The organism is Acidovorax sp. FHTAMBA, assembly GCF_038958875.1.
Classification (GTDB): Bacteria; Pseudomonadota; Gammaproteobacteria; order Burkholderiales; family Burkholderiaceae_C; genus Acidovorax.
On the sequence record NZ_CP152407.1, the window covers coordinates 1,582,002 to 1,600,188 of the forward strand.

At 65.8% G+C, this 18,187-nt stretch carries 16 protein-coding genes; 1 reads left to right on the forward strand and 15 read right to left on the reverse strand.

What is annotated here, in order from left to right; translation table 11 throughout:
* Positions 1–2: 2 nt before the first annotated feature.
* The 7 genes from AAFF19_RS07330 to AAFF19_RS07360 are packed head-to-tail and all read right to left on the reverse strand — an operon-like array spanning position 3 to position 7,178.
* Positions 3–701: a class I SAM-dependent methyltransferase gene (locus tag AAFF19_RS07330; protein WP_182119435.1), complete on the reverse strand. Its 699-nt coding sequence runs from the start codon at positions 699–701 to the stop codon at positions 3–5.
* Positions 698–1,729: a glycosyltransferase family 2 protein gene (locus AAFF19_RS07335; RefSeq protein WP_182119436.1), complete on the reverse strand. Its 1,032-nt coding sequence runs from the start codon at positions 1,727–1,729 to the stop codon at positions 698–700. Before AAFF19_RS07335 ends, AAFF19_RS07330 begins: the two co-directional genes overlap by 4 nt.
* Before the next feature lie 5 nt (positions 1,730–1,734).
* Complete coding sequence (locus AAFF19_RS07340; protein ID WP_182119437.1) at positions 1,735–2,790, reverse strand: glycosyltransferase; 1,056 nt, start codon at positions 2,788–2,790, stop codon at positions 1,735–1,737.
* Position 2,791: 1 nt separating this feature from the next.
* The gene (locus tag AAFF19_RS07345) at positions 2,792–3,370 is read right to left on the reverse strand and encodes an acyltransferase (protein WP_182119438.1); all 579 of its coding nucleotides are present in this window, start codon (positions 3,368–3,370) and stop codon (positions 2,792–2,794) included.
* Positions 3,354–4,586 carry an oligosaccharide flippase family protein gene (locus AAFF19_RS07350; RefSeq protein WP_182119439.1) on the reverse strand — a complete coding sequence of 411 codons (1,233 nt, stop codon included), beginning with the start codon at positions 4,584–4,586 and terminating at the stop codon, positions 3,354–3,356. The genes AAFF19_RS07345 and AAFF19_RS07350 overlap by 17 nt, the downstream gene beginning before the upstream one ends.
* On the reverse strand, positions 4,583–6,496 hold the full coding sequence (locus AAFF19_RS07355) for a nucleoside-diphosphate sugar epimerase/dehydratase (RefSeq protein WP_182119440.1): 1,914 nt from the start codon (positions 6,494–6,496) through the stop codon (positions 4,583–4,585). Before AAFF19_RS07355 ends, AAFF19_RS07350 begins: the two co-directional genes overlap by 4 nt.
* 40 nt (positions 6,497–6,536) lie before the next feature.
* Complete coding sequence (locus AAFF19_RS07360; protein ID WP_182119441.1) at positions 6,537–7,178, reverse strand: LON peptidase substrate-binding domain-containing protein; 642 nt, start codon at positions 7,176–7,178, stop codon at positions 6,537–6,539.
* A 79-nt stretch (positions 7,179–7,257) separates the two neighbouring features.
* On the opposite strand from AAFF19_RS07360, the gene AAFF19_RS07365 reads away from it, so the two are divergent.
* Positions 7,258–7,806 (forward strand): YggT family protein, encoded by a 549-nt coding sequence (locus AAFF19_RS07365; protein ID WP_182119442.1) that lies wholly within the window; start codon positions 7,258–7,260, stop codon positions 7,804–7,806.
* A 107-nt stretch (positions 7,807–7,913) separates the two neighbouring features.
* Here the strand turns inward: AAFF19_RS07365 and accD are convergent, their stop codons facing one another.
* The 8 genes from accD to leuB all read right to left on the reverse strand — a co-directional run bounded on the left by accD (position 7,914) and on the right by leuB (position 18,125).
* Positions 7,914–8,786: an acetyl-CoA carboxylase, carboxyltransferase subunit beta gene (accD, locus tag AAFF19_RS07370; RefSeq protein ID WP_182119443.1), complete on the reverse strand. Its 873-nt coding sequence runs from the start codon at positions 8,784–8,786 to the stop codon at positions 7,914–7,916.
* Between the two features lie 114 nt (positions 8,787–8,900).
* Positions 8,901–9,710, reverse strand: a complete 810-nt coding sequence (gene trpA, locus AAFF19_RS07375; protein ID WP_008903930.1) for a tryptophan synthase subunit alpha — start codon at positions 9,708–9,710, stop codon at positions 8,901–8,903.
* Positions 9,711–10,994 carry a tryptophan synthase subunit beta gene (gene trpB, locus AAFF19_RS07380; protein ID WP_182119444.1) on the reverse strand — a complete coding sequence of 428 codons (1,284 nt, stop codon included), beginning with the start codon at positions 10,992–10,994 and terminating at the stop codon, positions 9,711–9,713. It lies immediately after the preceding gene.
* Complete coding sequence (locus tag AAFF19_RS07385; protein ID WP_182119445.1) at positions 10,972–11,730, reverse strand: phosphoribosylanthranilate isomerase; 759 nt, start codon at positions 11,728–11,730, stop codon at positions 10,972–10,974. Before AAFF19_RS07385 ends, trpB begins: the two co-directional genes overlap by 23 nt.
* Positions 11,727–12,548: a tRNA pseudouridine(38-40) synthase TruA gene (truA, locus tag AAFF19_RS07390; RefSeq protein WP_182119446.1), complete on the reverse strand. Its 822-nt coding sequence runs from the start codon at positions 12,546–12,548 to the stop codon at positions 11,727–11,729. The genes AAFF19_RS07385 and truA overlap by 4 nt, the downstream gene beginning before the upstream one ends.
* A 49-nt stretch (positions 12,549–12,597) precedes the next feature.
* A complete protein-coding gene (locus AAFF19_RS07395) occupies positions 12,598–15,249 on the reverse strand; it encodes a FimV/HubP family polar landmark protein (RefSeq protein ID WP_182119447.1) in 2,652 nt (883 codons plus the stop codon).
* A gap of 286 nt (positions 15,250–15,535) precedes the next feature.
* Positions 15,536–16,693, reverse strand: a complete 1,158-nt coding sequence (gene asd, locus AAFF19_RS07400; RefSeq protein WP_182119448.1) for an aspartate-semialdehyde dehydrogenase — start codon at positions 16,691–16,693, stop codon at positions 15,536–15,538.
* A gap of 361 nt (positions 16,694–17,054) precedes the next feature.
* The gene (gene leuB / locus AAFF19_RS07405; protein WP_182119449.1) at positions 17,055–18,125 is read right to left on the reverse strand and encodes a 3-isopropylmalate dehydrogenase; all 1,071 of its coding nucleotides are present in this window, start codon (positions 18,123–18,125) and stop codon (positions 17,055–17,057) included.
* Positions 18,126–18,187 lie beyond the last annotated feature (62 nt).

Here is an 18,187-nt window from a genome sequence, read left to right on the forward strand (position 1 = left end):
GCTCAGCGTGGCTTCACGGCCCAGGTCAGGCGGTGGGTGCGCAGAAACCACAGCAGTGCGGACGCTGGCGCAATCGCTGGCGCGGGCAGGCGTCGTGCCAGTGGAGGTGCCAGCGTAACGCGGCGGGAGTGTATCTGTGCCCCGGGAAACAGGGTGCCCAGTTCGCGCAGTGGAATGCCCTGTACATCGCTGTTGGCGGGGTTGTTGACGACAAAGTCATAGACGAGAACACCGCCGCCGGGCGCAACCCATTGCCAGATCACGTCGGCCAGATGGCGGCGATAGCCCTCGTCCAGCAAGGAGCTGAATAGCGTGAACGCCATCACGGCATCCTGGCTGGCGGGCTGCACCGGGGCCAGGGCGGCATCCCCTTCGACAATGGCCACGCCTGCTGGCAGCGAGGCGCGCGCTGCGGCGGCACGCTCGGGTAAAAGCTCCAGGCCCGTCAGGCAAGCGGGCGTGGCGCCCAGCCGCACCAGATCGTGCAGATTGCCCGCGCTTCCGCAGCCGACCTCCAGCATGGGCCGCTGGGCCAGGCTGCTCCAGCCGTGGGCTTGCCAGATGCGTGCCATGGCGCGCAGGCGCTCCTGCTGCGCCTGCAGCGCCGCAGCGTTGGCATACAGGCTGTAGCGCGCTTCGTCGGCCGCTGCATCACGCCGGGCGTAGCGAGCCTTGACGGCCAGGGGTTCGTTGTCGGTCATCGCGTGATGCGTGCAAAGTCAGATGAAGGCGCGCGCGAGCGTGCAATGTCCCATAGCCCGCGCCAGGTGCCCAGGCCGTAGCCCACATGAAACGCGGCAATCGTCGCCGGGAGGCGGGGCAGCAGCCCCCAGTTGCGTGCCGACCGGACTGCCGCCACCGATGCCGCCAGAAGATACCCTGCGTAGGCGATGCCCAGTGCGGCCAAGGGCCCAGCGGACCACGGCGAGGCAGCGGAGGCTCCCACTGCTGCGGCCACAAAAGCTGCGGGCACCAGTTGTCGCACGGAGCCCGGCTGCCCATGTTTGCGCATCACAAAAGGCCGCCAGTAGCCATATTGCCGTTGTTGCGCGAACAGGTGCCTGAGCGAATTGCGCGGGTGGTAGGTGGAATGGATGCGGCTGCTCTGCCAGATGCGTGCACCCCCCAGGCGCATGCGCAGGTTGTGCTCGTCGTCCTGGTTGCGCACCAGCGTTTCGTCAAACAGCCCGAATCGGTCAAACACGCTGCGGGGCCAGCAGCCCAGGTAGACGGTATCCACCTCGCCTTCGTACTGCACATCGCGCGACCGTGCGCCGCCCACCACCCAGCGGCACTGGAAGGCTGCGGCTATGGCGGCCCCGGTGGGGCCCGTTCCTTGGGCGACCCAGGGGCCGCCCACGTTGTCGGCCCCGGTGCGCCCGAGCGCACCGACGCACTGCGCAAGGTAGTCGGGGGCAAACTGGCTGTGCACGTCCATGCGGGCTATGGTGCCGCCCCGTGCTCGGGCAATGCAGGCGTTGAGTCCGGTGGAGACAATGCGGCCGGGGTTGTCCACCAGCACGAGCCTGGGGTCTGCAGCACAGTGCTGCATCAGGTGTTCGCGCGTGCCGTCATCGCTGTCACCGTCTGCAATCAGCACTTCCATGCGCCAGCCCGCCGGGAGTTGCTGGCGAAGGGCGGAATCGCAGAACGCATCGATGTGCTGGCGCTCGTTGCGGCACGGCACGATCACGCTGATCAGGTTGTCCAATTCAAGGCCTTGGGGCATGGGGTTCAAGGTGTACGGAGCAGTTGCTGGTACAGCGCGTGCATGCGGTTCATTTGCACCGCGCGGTCGCCGTCTTGCGCTATGCGGGCAGCATTTTGCAGCCCGGCTTGTTCCGCGATGGCGTCATTGGCAATCAGGGCTTCGAGCCGGGCGGCGAGCGCTGTGGCATCTCCGGCTGCAACCAGCCACTCAGCGTCGATCCAGTGCCGGTTGGCCTGCAGTTCGCTGGCCACCACGGCGAGGCCGCACGCCATGCTCTCCAGCATGGCGACCGATGTGGCATCGCTGCTGGGCACCGACACAGATATCTTGCTTTCGCCCAGTACCCGGGTCATGCCAGCGTCATCGAGTCGGCCGTGGAACTGCACCTTGTTGTCCAGCTGCGCCGTGTGCACCTGGCTGCGCAGGGCACCTTCCAGACTGCCTCCGCCGAGCAGGTGCAAGCGCAGATCGGCGCCCGGCAATCGCGCCTGCAGCAGGGCGAACGCTTCGATGATGGTGTCGATGTTGTAGTTGGGTTCCCAGGCGCGCAGGCTCACCAGCTGGCTGCCTTGCTTGTGACCCCAGGGAACGGGGTGGAAGCGTTGCAGTTCCACACCCCAATGGATTTCCTCGGCGGCGCCGGGCGGGCGGAAGTCTGCCACCGCGCTCATCAGGCTCGCTGAGTCGCCCGTGATGAGGTCGGCCTGGCGCAGTATCCAGCCGGTCAGCCAGCGCATCCAGGCGCTTTTGCCTGGGGTCACCAACAGGTCGCTGCCCCAGGCGGTCATCACCAGCGGATGTTTGCCGCAACGTGCGGCCAGATAGCCGTAGGAGGTGACGTAATGGGCATGCAGGAGGTCAGGAGCCAGTTCGGCCACGTGGCGCCTCGTTTCCCGTACACGGAGCAGCCAGTCCAGCGATCGGTGCACAGGCCGGATGGCCCGCACCGTGACGCCATCGATGGACGCGGGGCGGGCCGTGATCAGCGAAACGCGGTAGCCACGCTGGAGCATCTCCCGCGCCCACCGCTGGATATGGGGGCTGGTGGCATCGCCCAGCAGGCACAGGTGTGTGGCCATGTCAGCTTGCCCGTGTCCAGGATTCGTAGTGTGGGCGCAGTTCCGGATGCTGCAACAGCAGGCGCTCATCCTGCTCGCGCACATCGCCAATCTGGCGCGCGGGGGCCCCTGCCATGATGGCGAAGTCGGGCACTTCGCCGCGCACCTGCGCGTAGGCACACACCACCACCCCCTTGCCGATGCGTGTACCCGCTTCGATCAGGCTGTGGGGTCCGATGAAGGTGTAGGCGCCGATCTCCACAGGAGCGCTGATGTAGGCAGGCTTGGGGCCGTCGTGGACTGCGTAGCTGCTGCCCAGAAGGCGAATGGCGCGGTGGGAGCTGTGGGTGACGATGCTGACGAAGTTGGTGATCTGGACCCCTTGCCCAATCTGCAGGCCTGCCGTGGCGTCGATGAAGTTGAATTGCCCAATGAACACGTGGTCGGAAAGCCGCAGCCCCTCGGCGCCTTCGATGCAGGTGCTGGGGGCAATGCGGGTGTGGGGCAGGCTGCGGCCCAGGTGGTCGCTTTCCCCGAACACCATGCGGTAGAACAGCGCCTGCCACAGGCGGCGGCGCCAGCGGTTAAGCACGGCTCTCATGTGGGATGTCCTTCCAGTTTGCCAACGCCCAGAAATAGTAGGCAAAGTAGGCCAGCATGCTCGCTGACACGCCCCATCCGGCGCCGGTCAGCCCGCCCAGATGGAGGCCCAGCAGCAGGCCCGCAAAAAACAGGCATTGTCCAATCAAGGCCAGGCGCAGCGCCCAGGCCTGTGCACCCCAGGCCATGGTGACCACCGCGAGGGGCGATGCCATGAAATGCACGGCGATGTACGGCGCAATGGCCCGGGCCAGTTCCCCGGTCTGCGCCCATTGGGTGCCAAAGGCCAGGGAAAAGATGTCCGGGCCCCAGACAAGCAGTACCGCCGCCAGCGGGCAGGCTAGGGCGGCCAGCCCCAGCATGGCCTGGCGCACCAGGGTGCGCGCTTCGTTGGGGCTCTGCGCCTTCAGAAGGCGGGGGTACAGGGTTTGCGACAAGGCCCCGCCGATGAGGGTCGCAGGGGCCTTGAGGTAGCGCAGCGCCAGCGCCCAGAACCCCGCTGCGGCGTCTCCGGTCCAGGCCGCCACCAGCACCAAAGTCAGGGTGTCCTGCAGCGCCCCCATGAAAGCGTGGGGTGTGTTGAGCAACGGAAAGTCCCGGTGCTGTTGGGCCATGGACCGGAGTGTGGCCAACGGCTGGCGCCACAGACCCACCCAGCCACCCGCAGGGGCAGGCCTCGCCAGTATCCATGCCGCACCCAGGCTGGCCAATGTGGCGCCCAGCACCAGACCCAGCGGGCCGGTCTTCATGAATCCGAACAGCAATTGCAGGATGGCGCCACCGCCTTGCTGCAGCAGCCTGGCCGCCGACAGCAGGCCAAAGCGCTGTGACCGAGTTGCCCACAGGGTGAGCCATTGCACAGCGCCGCCTGCGAACACTGCCAATGGCAGCGCCCACACCATCGGCATGCCGCGCCACAGCACGAGCACGGCCGCGGCTGCAGCAGATGCCGTGGTGACAGCGAGCAAGATGCGCGCGCACAACGCCATGAGCTGGGCGGCGCGCGGCTCGGTGCTTTCGAGGGGGAGCGCGAATTCATAGCGCGCACAGCCCACCACCGCCAGGTTGGTGGCCAGCGCCCACAGCAGTGCAAACTGTCCGAAGTCCTCAGGGCTGTAGAGGCGTGTGAGTGCCGGGCCCAGCACCAGTGGGATGGCGTGGGCTGCAACGCTGCCCGTGAGCAGGGTCAGCGTTGCCCGTACAAGTCCCGACTTCATGGCAGTACGGGTTGCGTTTCGGGGTGGTAGCCAGGCACCAGCTGTCGCAGCAGAGCGGTCATGGCGATGGGGTCGCCCGCATGGGCTGCCTTCTGCAATGCCTGGAGCAAGGTCTGCAATTCCTCCCACGGGCGATACTCTTCACGTGCCCGCAGGATGCGGGGGTGGTCGGTAGGGAAGGGATTGTCTCCAATCAGCAGTTCCTCGAAAAGTTTTTCACCCGGGCGCAGCCCGGTGAAAACGATTTCGATGTCTCCTTCGGGGTGCAGATCGTCGCGCACCGTCAATCCCGACAGGGCCACCATGCGCTCTGCCAATTCCACAATCTGCAGCGGCTCGCCCATGTCCAGCAGGAACACGTCGCCCCCCTCGGCCATCGCCCCTGCCTGCAGTACCAGCTGGGCGGCTTCGGCAATGGTCATGAAGTAGCGCGTGACGTCCGGGTGCGTCACGGTCAGGGGGCCGCCAGCCGCGATCTGCTTGCGAAACAGCGGTATCACGCTGCCACTGGAACCCAGCACATTGCCAAAGCGCACCATCGACAGGCGGGTGGGGCATGCCCAGGCGGGTGAGCTGTCGGCAAGCTGCGGGAAAGGCGCGCGGGGCGACGCTGCAATCGCTTGCAGCACCATCTCTGCCACACGTTTGGTGGCGCCCATGATGTTGGTCGGGCGCACGGCCTTGTCGGTGGAAATCAGCACGAAATGGCGGGCTCCGCACTCCAGCGCCACCTGCACCATGTTCAGGGTGCCAAACACGTTGTTCAGAATGCCCTCGCCCGCGTTGGCCTCCACCATGGGCACATGCTTGTAGGCGGCCGCATGGTAGATGGAGGTGGGGCGGTATTGCCGGCAGATGTCGGCCATGCGCTCGGGGTGCGTGACGCTGGCGAGCAGGGGCACCAGGGCACACGCATGCCCGCCCTGCTGCGCCAGGGCTTCCAGTTCGTGGTGGATGGAGTACAGCGCGTATTCGCTGTGGTCCACCAGCAGCAACTGGCGCGGGCCCTCGCGCACGATCTGGCGGCACAGCTCGCTGCCAATGCTGCCGCCCGCCCCGGTCACCAGCACCACGGTGCCCGCCAGGTTGCGCCCCAGGAGTCCCGGGTCCGGCGCCACCGGCTCGCGGCCCAGCAGGTCTTCGATCTCAAGGTCCTGAAAATCCGTGACCGTGACCCGACCGCTGGCCAGGTCTGACAGTCCGGGCAGTGTGCGTATGCGCACGGGCAGCTCGCGCAGGCTCTCGATGATCTGCCGCCGCCGCTCGCGCGTGCTGCTGGGCAACGCCAGCAGCACGTCGGTGATGCCGAGGCGCCGCACCACCTCGGGCAGTGCCCGCGGGGCATGTACGCGCACGCCGTTGATGCTGCGCCCGATCTTGCTGGCGTCGTCGTCCACAAAGCCCCTGAGCTGGTACTGGTGCATGCCGCCCAGCCCCGCCGCAGTCTGCGCACCTGCGCTGCCGGCGCCGTAGATCAGCAGACGGTACGGTGCGTGGCGGCTGCGCCCCGCCAGCGCCAGCCACCCCAGCGCACGGCTGGCACCCACCAGAAGCATGAACAGCAGGGGCTGGAGGATGCCCACGCTGCGGGGCACGCCCTCCCACTGGGCGGCCAGCAGGCAGCCCAGCAACAGGGCGCCGTAGATGGCCACGGCCTTGCCCGTGGTGATGAGCGCCGTGATCCCCGTGTAGCGGAAGATGGCCCGGTACAGCCCCAGCCTGGCAAAAATCGGGAAGGCCAGCGCCGGTGCCAGCGCATATGCCAGCCACTGCAGCCCCTCGGGCCAGTGGGGCGTCTCCAGCCGCAGCGTGAAGGCCAGCCACATTGCGATGAGGCCCAGGCAGATGTCCATGGCCACCACCACCAGACGCTTGGCGGCGCGCGACCAGCCCAGGATGCGGTTCAGCATGGGCAAAGGGGAGAAGTGAGGGTGACGGCAGTCCGGCGGCTCATTGCGTGGGGGCGATTCCGGTCCGTTCCAGCACATCGGCCACCAGTTCCAGCCGCACGAGCGGGTTGTCCAGCTCCATCAGGCGCTGCTTGAGTTCCAGGGGCACTGGCAACAGCTCGCACCAGCGGTTGGCCACCCAGCCGCAGTCGCCCAGCTGGGCTGCCGTGGGTGCCACCACGCCGGGTGCGTGCGGGTCGCGCTGCTTCAGGGTGTGCAGCACCTGGGCGAGCGCCGAAGAAGCCGTTTTGAGGTCGTCCGGTACCGGCACGGCCAGATCCTGGTCAAGGAGATCCACATCGGCAATCCACAGGCCATGGGGCAGGTGGCTGCGCCGGGTGATGCGAAAGCGCTGGCTGCCTCGGCACAGCAGGGTGATCAGGCCGGGCTGGGGCGTGTCGATCTGCTCGATGACGGCCAGGGTGCCCACATCGTTGAACTGTTCTTCGGGGGCGCCTGCCTGGCGCACCTCGCGGCCTTGCGTGAGGGCCACCACGCCAAACGGCGCGCCCGCCTGGTGGCATTTGCGCACCATGTCCAGATAGCGCACCTCGAACACGCGCAGCGCCAGCAGGCCGCCGGGGAACAGCACGGAGCCGAGGGGAAAAAGGGGCAGGGATGACAGGGTGAGGGCTTGTGTCATGGAGAGGGTGACGCCTTGGCCCGCTATCATCCCATGGCACAGCCTGCTTTCGCGGCGGCGCCTTATTTTTGTCTCGCCCATGCTCTACCAGATCGCTTCTTTCCTGCTCGATGTTGTGGGGGGGCTCCTCACCGGGGCCTGCCTGCTCAGGCTGTACATGCAGTGGCAGCGGATACCGTTTTCCAACCCCGTCGGCGGGCTGGTGTTTGCGCTGACGGACTGGCTCATCATGCCGCTGCGCCGTGTGATCCCGCCCGTGGGGCGCTGGGATGTGTCGAGCCTGGTGGCCGCGGCGCTGCTGCAGCTGGCCCAGTATTTCTTGCTGACCCTGCTGCTCGGCGCCGCGTCGGCATGGGCCTGGCTGCCATGGCTGGCGTTGTTCGGGCTGGCGCGGGTGGCGGTGTCGGGGCTGATCGGCCTGTTGATCGTTTACGCCGTGATGTCGTGGGTGCAGGCGCGGTCACCCTTGGCCGATGTGATTGCCCGGCTGTGCGAGCCCGTCCTGCGGCCGTTTCGCCGCATCATCCCGCTGGTGGGCGGCATCGACCTGTCGCCGCTGGCCGTGCTGGTGTTGCTGCAGGTGGCCATGATCGTGCTGGGTCATCTGCAGGCCAGCGTCATGCGCTGATCTGAAAATATCATTCAAATTGGCCTCCAGCGCTTGTCCATCAAGCGCCGGCAGCTACTAAAAATGTAGCATTTGAATGCCGCGGGCCGCGCGGCAAGCCAGGTTTGTTACATCACCGCATCGGCCGGCAAACGCTGCAGAATCGCCAGGCTGCTGGCCACGGTGTTGCGCAGTTCGCGGCGGTCGCAGATGAAGTCGACCGCACCCTTGGTCTGCAGGAACTCGGCACGCTGGAAGCCTTCGGGCAGGGTCACGCGCACCGTGGATTCGATCACGCGCGGGCCGGCAAAGCCGATCAGTGCCTTGGGCTCGGCGATCACGATGTCGCCTACAAATGCAAAACCTGCGCTCACGCCGCCCATGGTGGGGTCGGTCAGCACGCTGATGTAGGGCAGGCCCTTCTTGGCCAGGCGGGTCAGCGCTGCGTTGGTCTTGGCCATTTGCATCAGTGACAGCAAACCTTCCTGCATGCGTGCGCCGCCGGTGGCGGTAAAGCAGATGAAGGGCACCTTCTGCTCGATGGCGGTCTCCACGCCGCGCACAAAACGCTCGCCCACCACGGAGCCCATGGAGCCGCCCATGAAGTCAAACTCGAAGCACGCTGCCACCACGTTGATGCTCTTGACCGCGCCGCCCATGACGATGAGGGCATCGGTCTCGCCGGTGTTCTCCAGGGCTTCTTTCAGGCGCTCGGGGTATTTGCGGCTGTCCTTGAACTTGAGGGCATCCACCGGCAGCACTTCCTGGCCGATCTCGTAGCGGCCCTCGGCATCCAGAAAGGCGTCCAGCCGCGCGCGGGCGCCAATGCGGTGGTGGTGGCTGCAGGTGGGGCACACGTTCTGGTTGTGCTCCAGGTCGGCCTTGTACAGCACGGTTTCGCAGCTCGGGCACTTGATCCACAGCCCTTCCGGCACCTGGCGGCGCTCGGTGGGGTCGGTTTGCTGGATCTTGGAGGGCAGAAGTTTTTCGAGCCAGGACATGGTGTTCTCCTCTTCAGTGGCTCGGCCTGCCTGGGCGCTGGGGGCAAGCCGGATTGAATTTGTGGCGCGCCACGCCCCAGTGGGTGGGCTGGCGCGCCGGGCTGCATTATGCGACTAGGCGTCCAGGGCCTTGCGGATGCCGCGCAGGAAGTCGATGGTCAGGGGCACCACCTTGGCGTGCTCCTGGTCTTCAATCAGCTGGATGATGCGGCTGCCGATGACCACGGCATCGGCCACCTTGCCAATGGCCTGGGCGGTGGCCGCGTCGCGAATGCCAAAGCCCACACCCACGGGGATCGTCACGTGCTGGCGGATGCGGGGCAGCATCTGCTCCACGGCTGCCGTGTCCAGCGCGCCAGAGCCCGTTACGCCCTTGAGCGATACGTAGTACACGTAGCCGCTGGCCACGCGCGCCACCTCGGCCATGCGTTCATCCGTGCTGGTGGGGGCCAGCAGGAAGATCAGGTCCATGCCGTGCGCGCGCAGGCTGGCGGCAAAGGCTTCGCACTCTTCGGGCGGGTAGTCCACGATGAGGACGCCGTCCACGCCCGCTGCCGCGGAGTCGCGCACAAACGCACCTTCACCGTGCTTCTGGTCGTAGCGTTCCACGGGGTTGGCGTAGCCCATCAGCACCACGGGTGTGGTGTTGTTGCGCTTGCGGAACTCGCGCACATGGTCGAGCACCTGCACCATGCCAATGCCCAGGCTGAGGGCTTTTTCGCCCGCCTTTTGAATCACCGGGCCATCGGCCATGGGGTCGGAAAAGGGCACGCCCAGCTCAATCACGTCGGCACCGGCCTCCACCATGCCGTGCATAAGTGCAGGGGTGATGTCGGCGAATGGGAAGCCGGCGGTCACATAAGGAATCAGGGCCTTGCGACCCTGCGCTTGCAGGGCCGAGAAGGTGGATGCGATGCGGCTCATTTATTTCACCACCTTGATGGGTTGCTCGCCGCCCTTGACGGACTGCCCCTGGCAGCTGGGGCGGCAGTAAAAATCGGCGCCGCTCAGGTCGGCCACGGTGCCGATGTCCTTGTCGCCACGGCCCGAGAGGTTGACCAGGATCGATTGGTCAGGGCGCATGGTTTTGGCCAGTTTCATGGCGTAGGCCACGGCATGGCTGGATTCGAGCGCGGGGATGATGCCCTCAGTGCGGCACAGGTAGTGAAAGGCTTCCAGAGCCTCCTTGTCGGTGATGCCGACGTATTCGGCGCGGCCGATTTCCTGCAACCAGGCGTGCTCCGGGCCCACGCCGGGGTAGTCCAGGCCCGCGCTGATGCTGTGGGTTTCGGTGATCTGGCCGTTGTCATCCTGCAGGATGAAGGTGCGGTTGCCGTGCAGCACGCCCGCGCTGCCCTTTTGCAGCGAAGCGGAGTGCCGGCCGGACTCCAGCCCTTCACCCGCAGCCTCCACGCCGATGAGGCGCGTTTTCTCGAACGGAATGTAGGGGTGGAAGATGCCCATGGCATTGCTGCCGCCGCCGACACAGGCGATCACGGCGTCGGGTTGCTGGCCCAGCACCTTCTGCTCGGCCAGCATGGCGGGCATCTGCTCGATGCACTCCTTGCCGATCACGCTCTGGAAGTCGCGCACCATCATGGGGTAGGGGTGCGGGCCTGCCACGGTGCCGATGATGTAAAAGGTGTTGTCCACATTCGCCACCCAGTCGCGCATGGCGTCGTTCAGGGCGTCTTTCAGGGTCTTGCTGCCGGATTCCACAGGCACCACGGTGGCGCCCAGCAGCTTCATGCGGTACACGTTGGGGCTCTGGCGCTTGACGTCCTCTGCACCCATGTACACCACACATTCAAGCCCATACCGGGCGCAGATGGTGGCTGTGGCCACACCGTGCTGCCCAGCGCCCGTTTCGGCAATCACGCGGGGCTTGCCCATGCGCTTGGCGAGCATGGCCTGGCCGATCACGTTGTTGATCTTGTGGGCGCCGGTGTGGTTCAGATCCTCGCGCTTGAGGTAGATCTGCGCGCCACCCATCTCAAAGCTGGTGCGGGCTGCGTGGTAGATGGGCGAAGGGCGGCCCACAAAGTGCTTGAGCTCATAGTGAAACTCGGCCAAAAACTCCGGGTCGTTCTGGTAGCGCGCGTAGGCCTCGCGCAGTTCCTGGATGGCGTGGGTCAGGGTTTCGCTGACGAAGCTGCCGCCGTAGGGGCCGAAGTGGCCCGAGGGATCAGGTTGCTGATAGGAATTCATGGGGGTTCTTTGCAAGTTGTGCATCGGCCGCGCGCACGGCGGCAACGAAGCGTTGGATCTTGTCGGCGTCCTTGATGCCCTTGACGGGCTTGCCATCGGGGCCATCGGCTTCGACGCCGGAACTGACATCAACCGCCAGCGAGAGACCCCGCGGGCGGACTTGCAAAATGCCATCGGTCACGTTTGCAGGCGTGAGTCCACCAGACAAAACGAGGTGAGAGCTGACGCTTGGTGGAAGGAGTGACCAATTGAATGCCTTGCCGCCGCCGCCAAAACCTTCGACATGGGCGTCGAGCAGGATGGCTTGGGCGTGAGAGTAATCGTGGGCGTATTTTACGAGGTCAAACTGCGCCGCTCCGTCGCCCAGGGGAATTCGGGCCGCACGCAGGTAGGGGCGGGCGCCCTGGCCGGTGGCTGCCAGGCAGTCCTGCGGCGACTCATCACCGTGGAATTGGATGGTAGCGCCCGCAATCAAAGCGCTGGCAGCTATCACATTGGTAGCGATTTCGTTCACGAACAGCAACACCGGCGTGACAAAGGGTGGCAGGCGCCGGGCAAGCTGGGCTGCGCGCTCAGGCGTGACCGCGCGCGGACTGCTGGCGTAGAGAACGAATCCCACGGCGTCGGCGCCCGCAGCTACAGCGGCGTCCACGTCCTGTTCGCGTGTCAGTCCACAGATCTTGATGCGGGTGCGCGCGGCAGCGGGCCGTAGCGAGGATGTTTCCGTGGCTTTCATGGCAGCCAATCATACGCAGCCGTGCGCTGGGGCAGGCCCCAGTGGGCTTCGTAGACCGGGCCCTGAAAATACAGCCCATCCGGCGAAAACGTGGGCGCTGCAGCATCGCGCGATTTGGCGGCGAGGACCTGCGCAATCCATTCCGGCGGCTGGTTGCCCTGGCCCACGGCAATCAGGCAGCCCATGATGTTGCGGATCATGTGGTGCAAAAAAGCGTTGGCTTCGAACTCAAAGCGCCAGTAGCAGGGGCTCCAGCCCAGCTCCGGGTGGGGCTCACCCATGCCCCGGCGCGTGATGTCGATGCGCTGCAGGGTCTTGACGGGGGTCTTGGCCTGGCACGCCGACGCACGAAACGAGGTGAAATCATGCTCGCCCAGCAGGTAGTGGGCAGCTTGCCGCATCGCCTGGTGGTCCAGGGGATGGAACACCCAGCCCACCCGCCCGGCGTCCACACTCGGCCGCACGGGGGACTGCAGCAGCACATAGGCGTAGCGGCGCGCCACCGCGCTGGCGCGGGCATGGAAGCCATCCGGCACAGGCTGGGCCCATTGCACGGCGATATCGGCAGGTAGAAAGGTGTTGGTGCCACGCACCCAGGAGGAGGCGGGGCGGTTCAGGTGCGTGTCAAAGTGCACGACCTGCATCAATCCATGGACCCCCGCGTCGGTGCGGCCTGCACACAAGGTACTGACAGGGTGCGTAGCAAAGCGGCCCAGGGCCGCTTCGAGTTTGTCTTGGATGGTGTTGCCAGACAGCTGGCTTTGCCAGCCGCTATAGGCCTGTCCGTTGTAGCTGACTCCCAGCGCCACCCGTGTCATGGGGCGGCCTGGGCGAGGGGCAAATGCAAGGCTGGCGGACGCGGGCGCATCAACCCAGTTCAGCCAGCATGCGCTGGGCCCGGGTCTTGAGGGCGCCGCTGGACTCTGCCACCACTTCTTCGATCAGTGTGCGGGCGCCATCGGTGTCGCCAATGGCGTTGAACTCTTCGGCCAACGCCAGTTTGGTGGCCAAGGGGTCATCCTGGGCCGCTGCAGAGCCGTCATCGACGAACTCCGCCACCGGCGCCGACGCGACGGGCACGGGGGCTGCCATCGGCTTCGACGGGGCGTTCAGGTCCAGCGACAGCTCTCCCAGGTCAAACTCCATGGGCCCGGAGTCCTTGGCATCGGCTGAGAGGGGCATGGGCCCTGAGGGCGCCATGCTCAGATCGTCCGCGCTAGGAAAATCAAGGTCTGCCACTGGCGGTGGAGCCATCATGGGACTTGGGGCCGTGTCCTGGGCATTCCAGGCGGGAGCCGCAGCAGAAGGCAACTCGGGCAGTTCCAGCTCCGGGCGCAAGGTCTGGGGTTCGTCGCGGGCCGCGTCGGCGGCGGGGCGCATTGCGGTCGTGGACGCTGCTGCCGCAGCAGCGGCTGCGAACCCGCCGGGAGGTGGCGTGGTGCCAGGCGCATCACTCAGCGCATCGTCGGGCAGGTCGAGATCCAGGTCCAGGTCGAGATCGGGCGGCAGTGCCGCTGTGGCCGCAGCGCCAGCTGCACCGCTGTAGGTGCTGGGGAAACCGCCTGGGGGCAGCGAAGGAGACTCATCCTCAGCCGAGCCTGGACGGCCGCCTGGCTGGTACATCGGGTTCTCGGGGTCCAGATCGCGACCCAGTTCAGCAATGCGGTTCCAGTCCGGGCCTTCGCCCTGGGTGAGCTTGAACACGTCCCCTGCCACAGCTTCCAGTGCCTTGCGGTCCTGGCGTTTGGCATAGATTTCGCCGAGCTTGACATGAACCGACACACGGGCGGGATTGTGGCGGATCGCCTCCTTGAGGATTTCCTCGGCCTGCAGGTCGCGGCCATAGGCCAGGTACACGTCGGCTTCGGCCACGGGGTCCACGTCGCCACCGGCATCCAGCTGGCTCGGTGAGTAGGCCATGGACGACCCGGTGGTCATTTCACTGTTGGCGGTATCCACACGCTGGCCGCCACTGGCGCCAAAGAATGAGTCGGGCTGGATACGGCTTTCGAGGAACGAGCTGTCTACGCCGGCGTTCTGGCGGCGACGCTGCACCACACGGTATGCGCCATAACCCAGCAACAGGGCCAGAAGCCCGCCACCGGCAAGCGGCAGAATCGGGTCTTCCATGAGCCCTGCCATGAAGCCCGGTTCTTCCACGGGCGCTGGCACGGGTACGGGAACTGGCGTGGGAACCGGGGCAGGTGCCGAGGCAGCAGGCTCCGGTGATGAAGCTGCCTCGGAGGCGGTTTCTGCGGGAATGGCGCTTTCCCCTGGCGCGCTGGCGGGCGACTCGGAGGAAGAGGCTGCAGCGAGGGGTTCAGCAGGCGCCGCAGGGGTCGCCGGCACAGCCGGGACCTGGACAGCCACGCCCGCGGGGGAGCTGGCAGCGCCCCCCGCGGGTGCTGGCGCGGCGGCACCCGCAGCGGCGGATGCGGCGCCGATCTTGTTCAGGTCGGTAATGTTCTTGGAAAGCTCCGCCATCCGCGTTGCCGCCTCGCTGGCCTGCTTTTCCTTGGCAAGCTCATCCTCGGCAGCCTTTTGACCGGTGACCGAGCCTTTGGACAGGGTCAGCTTGTCGGGGGCGGCGGTGGCGGGTCTCTTGTCTTCTACGCGGGTCTGCACGGTGCCAGTTGCAGAGCGTTCTGCCGCAGCCACCGCTGTGGTGGGGGCTGCGCCGGCCAGCTTGCGGCGGAATTCGTTGAAATCCCTGGCTTGCGCTGCAAGGATCTGGCGCGCTTCCGGTGCGGGGGTGGCCTGTGCAGCAGCCTCATCGGGCATCTGGAGCACGGCACCCGCCTTGAGGCGATTCACATTGCCCTGAATGAAAGCATCGGGGTTGGCGCGCATCATCGCCACCAGCATCTGGTCGAGCGACACGCCCGCCGGGCGGTAGGCATTGGCAATGCGGCCTGCGGTGTCTCCGGACTGCACGCGGACACCGTCCGCGGGGGCCGGACGCGCGGCCGCAGGGCTCTGGCGCGGCGCAGAGGGGGTGGCCGCCGGAGCCTCACTGCTGCGCGCGACCGATGGGGCACGCACCGTGGGTGCTGGCGCCGCAGGGGAGGCAGAAATCTGGGGTGAAGCGGTGACCGCTGGGGCGCTGCGGCGCAATGCCGGTGGGTCCAGCAGCATGGTGTAGCTGCGCACGATGCGCCCGGTGCCCCAGTTGGCATCCAGCACCAGGTCCAGGAAGGGTTCATTCACCGGGCGGTCACTGCTCAGTCGCAGCACGGCGGTTCCATCGGGACGACGCTGCAGACGGATCTGCAGGTTGCTCATGGTAGGCGTGTATTCCATCCCCTGGGCGCGAAAGACTTCCGGGGTGGCGGTGGTGGCGCGCAGCGTGTCTGCTTCGGCCGGGGTGATCTGGGGGAGTTCGATTTCTGCGCGCAGAGGTTCGCCCAGGGCAGACTGCACGGTGATGCGGCCCAACGCCAGGGCCGAGGCGTCGCCAGCGTAAAAGCCGGCCGACGCAACGGCCGCAGCCGCCAGGACAGAGAATTTCCAACGATGCATGTTTGCCAACAGCTGATTAGGTTTTTGTGCGGCTCGGTCGAGCGGTGCTTTTTTTCTCATGGTCTGGTCCCGCCCCGGCGCGTGAAAATATGTAAAAAGCACCATAGCATCAATGTTTTGCACTGACAAGCTGAGGTGCTGCCGAAGCTTTGAGTGAGGTCCGGCTGCACCAAATTGGGGCAATTAATTGTTGCCAATTGCCAACGCGGCGTAACCGAGTGTGTCGGAAGCCTGGGCGCAAAAAAGCGCGCGCAACAGGGTTGCGCGCGCTGGCCGGGGGTGAGAATCAGGCGTTGAGCAGGATGCGCAGCATACGGCGCAGGGGCTCCGCAGCCCCCCACAGCAGCTGGTCGCCAATGGTGAAGGCGCCCACATATTCCGGGCCCATGGCCAGCTTGCGGATGCGGCCCACGGGGATGGTCATGGTGCCGGTCACGGCGACAGGTGTCAGGTCTTTAATGGTGGCTTCGCGCGTGTTGGGCACCACCTTCACCCACTCGTTGTCGGCAGCGATCATGGCTTCGATGTCCGCCACGGGCACATCCTTCTTGAGCTTGAAGGTCAGCGCCTGGCTGTGGCAGCGCATGGCGCCCACGCGCACACAGAAGCCGTCCACCGGGATGGCGGCGGTGCTGAAACCTTCGCCCTGGCCCAGGATCTTGTTGGTTTCGGCCATGCCCTTCCATTCTTCCTTGGACATGCCCCAGCCAGGCTCGTCCTGGCTCTTCCCGATTCCCAGGTCCTTGTCGATCCAGGGGATCAGCGAGCCACCCAGGGGCACGCCGAAGTTGGCGGTTTCCGTGGCGCTCAGGCTGCGCTGCTTGGCGATGACCTTGCGGTCGATTTCCAGGATGGCGCTCTTGGGGTCGTCGAGCAGCGCCTTCACTTCGGCGTTCAGCGTGCCGTACTGCGTGAGCAGCTCGCGCATGTGCTGCGCGCCGCCGCCCGAGGCTGCCTGGTAGGTCTGGGTGCTCATCCACTCCACCAGCCCCGCCTTGTACAGCGCGCCCACGCCCATCAGCATGCAGCTCACGGTGCAGTTGCCACCGACCCAGTTCTTGCCGCCATTGGCCAGCGCGTCCTTGATGACGGGCATGTTGACGGGGTCCAGGATGATGACTGCGTCCTTTTCCATGCGCAGGGTGGACGCAGCATCGATCCAGTGGCCGTTCCAGCCCGTGGCGCGCAGCTTGGGGAACACTTCGGATGTGTAGTCGCCACCCTGGGCCGTGATGATGATGTCGCAGCGCTTGAGGGCGTCGATGTTGAACGCGTCCTGCAGGGTCGTTTCGTTCCTGGCCTGCGCAGGGGCCTTGCCGCCTGCATTGGAGGTGGAGAAGAACAATGGCTCGATCAGGTCGAAGTCTTTTTCTTCGACCATGCGGTCCATCAACACCGAGCCGACCATGCCGCGCCAGCCGACCAAACCTACCAACTTGCTCATTTCAACGCCCCTTTCAGATTAAGAAACAGTGCCCGACCGGGACTGACTTCTGCCCCGGCTCGTCTAGGCCAGGGAGGGCGCACGACGATACCGGAGCTGGGTCAGCCCTTAATAATGGTCGTGGTTTTGGTGGTGATTGCGCGCGCGGCCACACCAGCCTGGCAGGCGGATGCATGGTTCAGGGCGAACGGCAGGGCGGCAAACATGGACACGGATTCTACCGGATGGACGCTTTCGCTTGGCTTGCAGATACGCGAGGGGACCCATCTCCCACTGCTCCAGCCCAGCTTGCAGGCCAGAAACGAAAAAAGGCGACTCGCAGGAGTCGCCTCGGGTGCCAGGCGTAACGGCAGGCGATCTGCTATCGCAGCGCCTTCACCACCGCATCGCCCATCTGCGCCGTGCCCACCTTGGTGGTGCCTTCGCTGTAGATGTCGGGCGTGCGCAGGCCCTGCGCCAATACGTTCTGTACGGCGGCTTCGATGCGCTGGGCCGCTTCTTCCTGCTTCAGGCTGAAGCGCAGCATCATGGCCGCAGACAGAATAGTGGCCAGCGGGTTGGCCACGCCCTTGCCCGCGATGTCGGGCGCGCTGCCGTGGCTGGGTTCGTACAGGCCCTGGTTGCTGCTGTTCAGGCTGGCCGAGGGCAGCATGCCGATGGAGCCGGTGAGCATGGAGGCTTCGTCCGAAAGGATGTCGCCGAACATGTTGCCGGTGACCACCACGTCAAACGCCTTGGGGGCCTTGACCAGTTGCATGGCCGCGTTGTCCACGTACATGTGCTGCAGCTCGACGTCGGGGTATTCCTTGTGCACATCGGTGACCACGTCCTTCCAGAACTGGAAGGTTTCGAGCACGTTGGCCTTGTCCACGCTGGTGACCTTCTTGTTGCGCTTGCGGGCGGCCTGGAAGGCCACGTGGGCGATGCGTTCGATCTCGGGGCGGCTGTAGCGCATGGTGTCAAACGCTTCTTCGGCACCGGGGAAGTGGCCGTCAGTGGCCACGCGGCGGCCGCGCGGCTGGCCGAAGTAGATGTCGCCCGTCAGCTCGCGGATGATGAGGATGTCGAGGCCAGCGATCAGCTCAGGCTTTAGGCTCGATGCGCTCACCAGTTGCTCGTAGCAAATGGCGGGGCGAAAGTTGGCGAAGAGCCCCAGGTTCTTGCGCAGGCCCAGGATCGCCTGCTCGGGGCGCAGCGGGCGGTCGAGTTTGTCGTACTTCCAGTCGCCCACGGCGCCGAACAGGATGGCGTCGGACTCCTTGGCGAGCTTGAGCGTGGACTCGGGCAGCGGGTGGCCGTGTGCGTCGTAGGCGGCGCCGCCGACCAAGGCCGATTCCATCTCGAACTTCAGGTCCAGGGCTTCCAGAACCTTGACGGCTTCGGAGACGATTTCGGTACCGATGCCGTCACCCGGCAGAACTGCGATTTTCATGAAGTTTGCTTTGATTTTGATAGCTGCTAGCGCTTATCCAGTAAGCGCTAGAGGCCAATTTG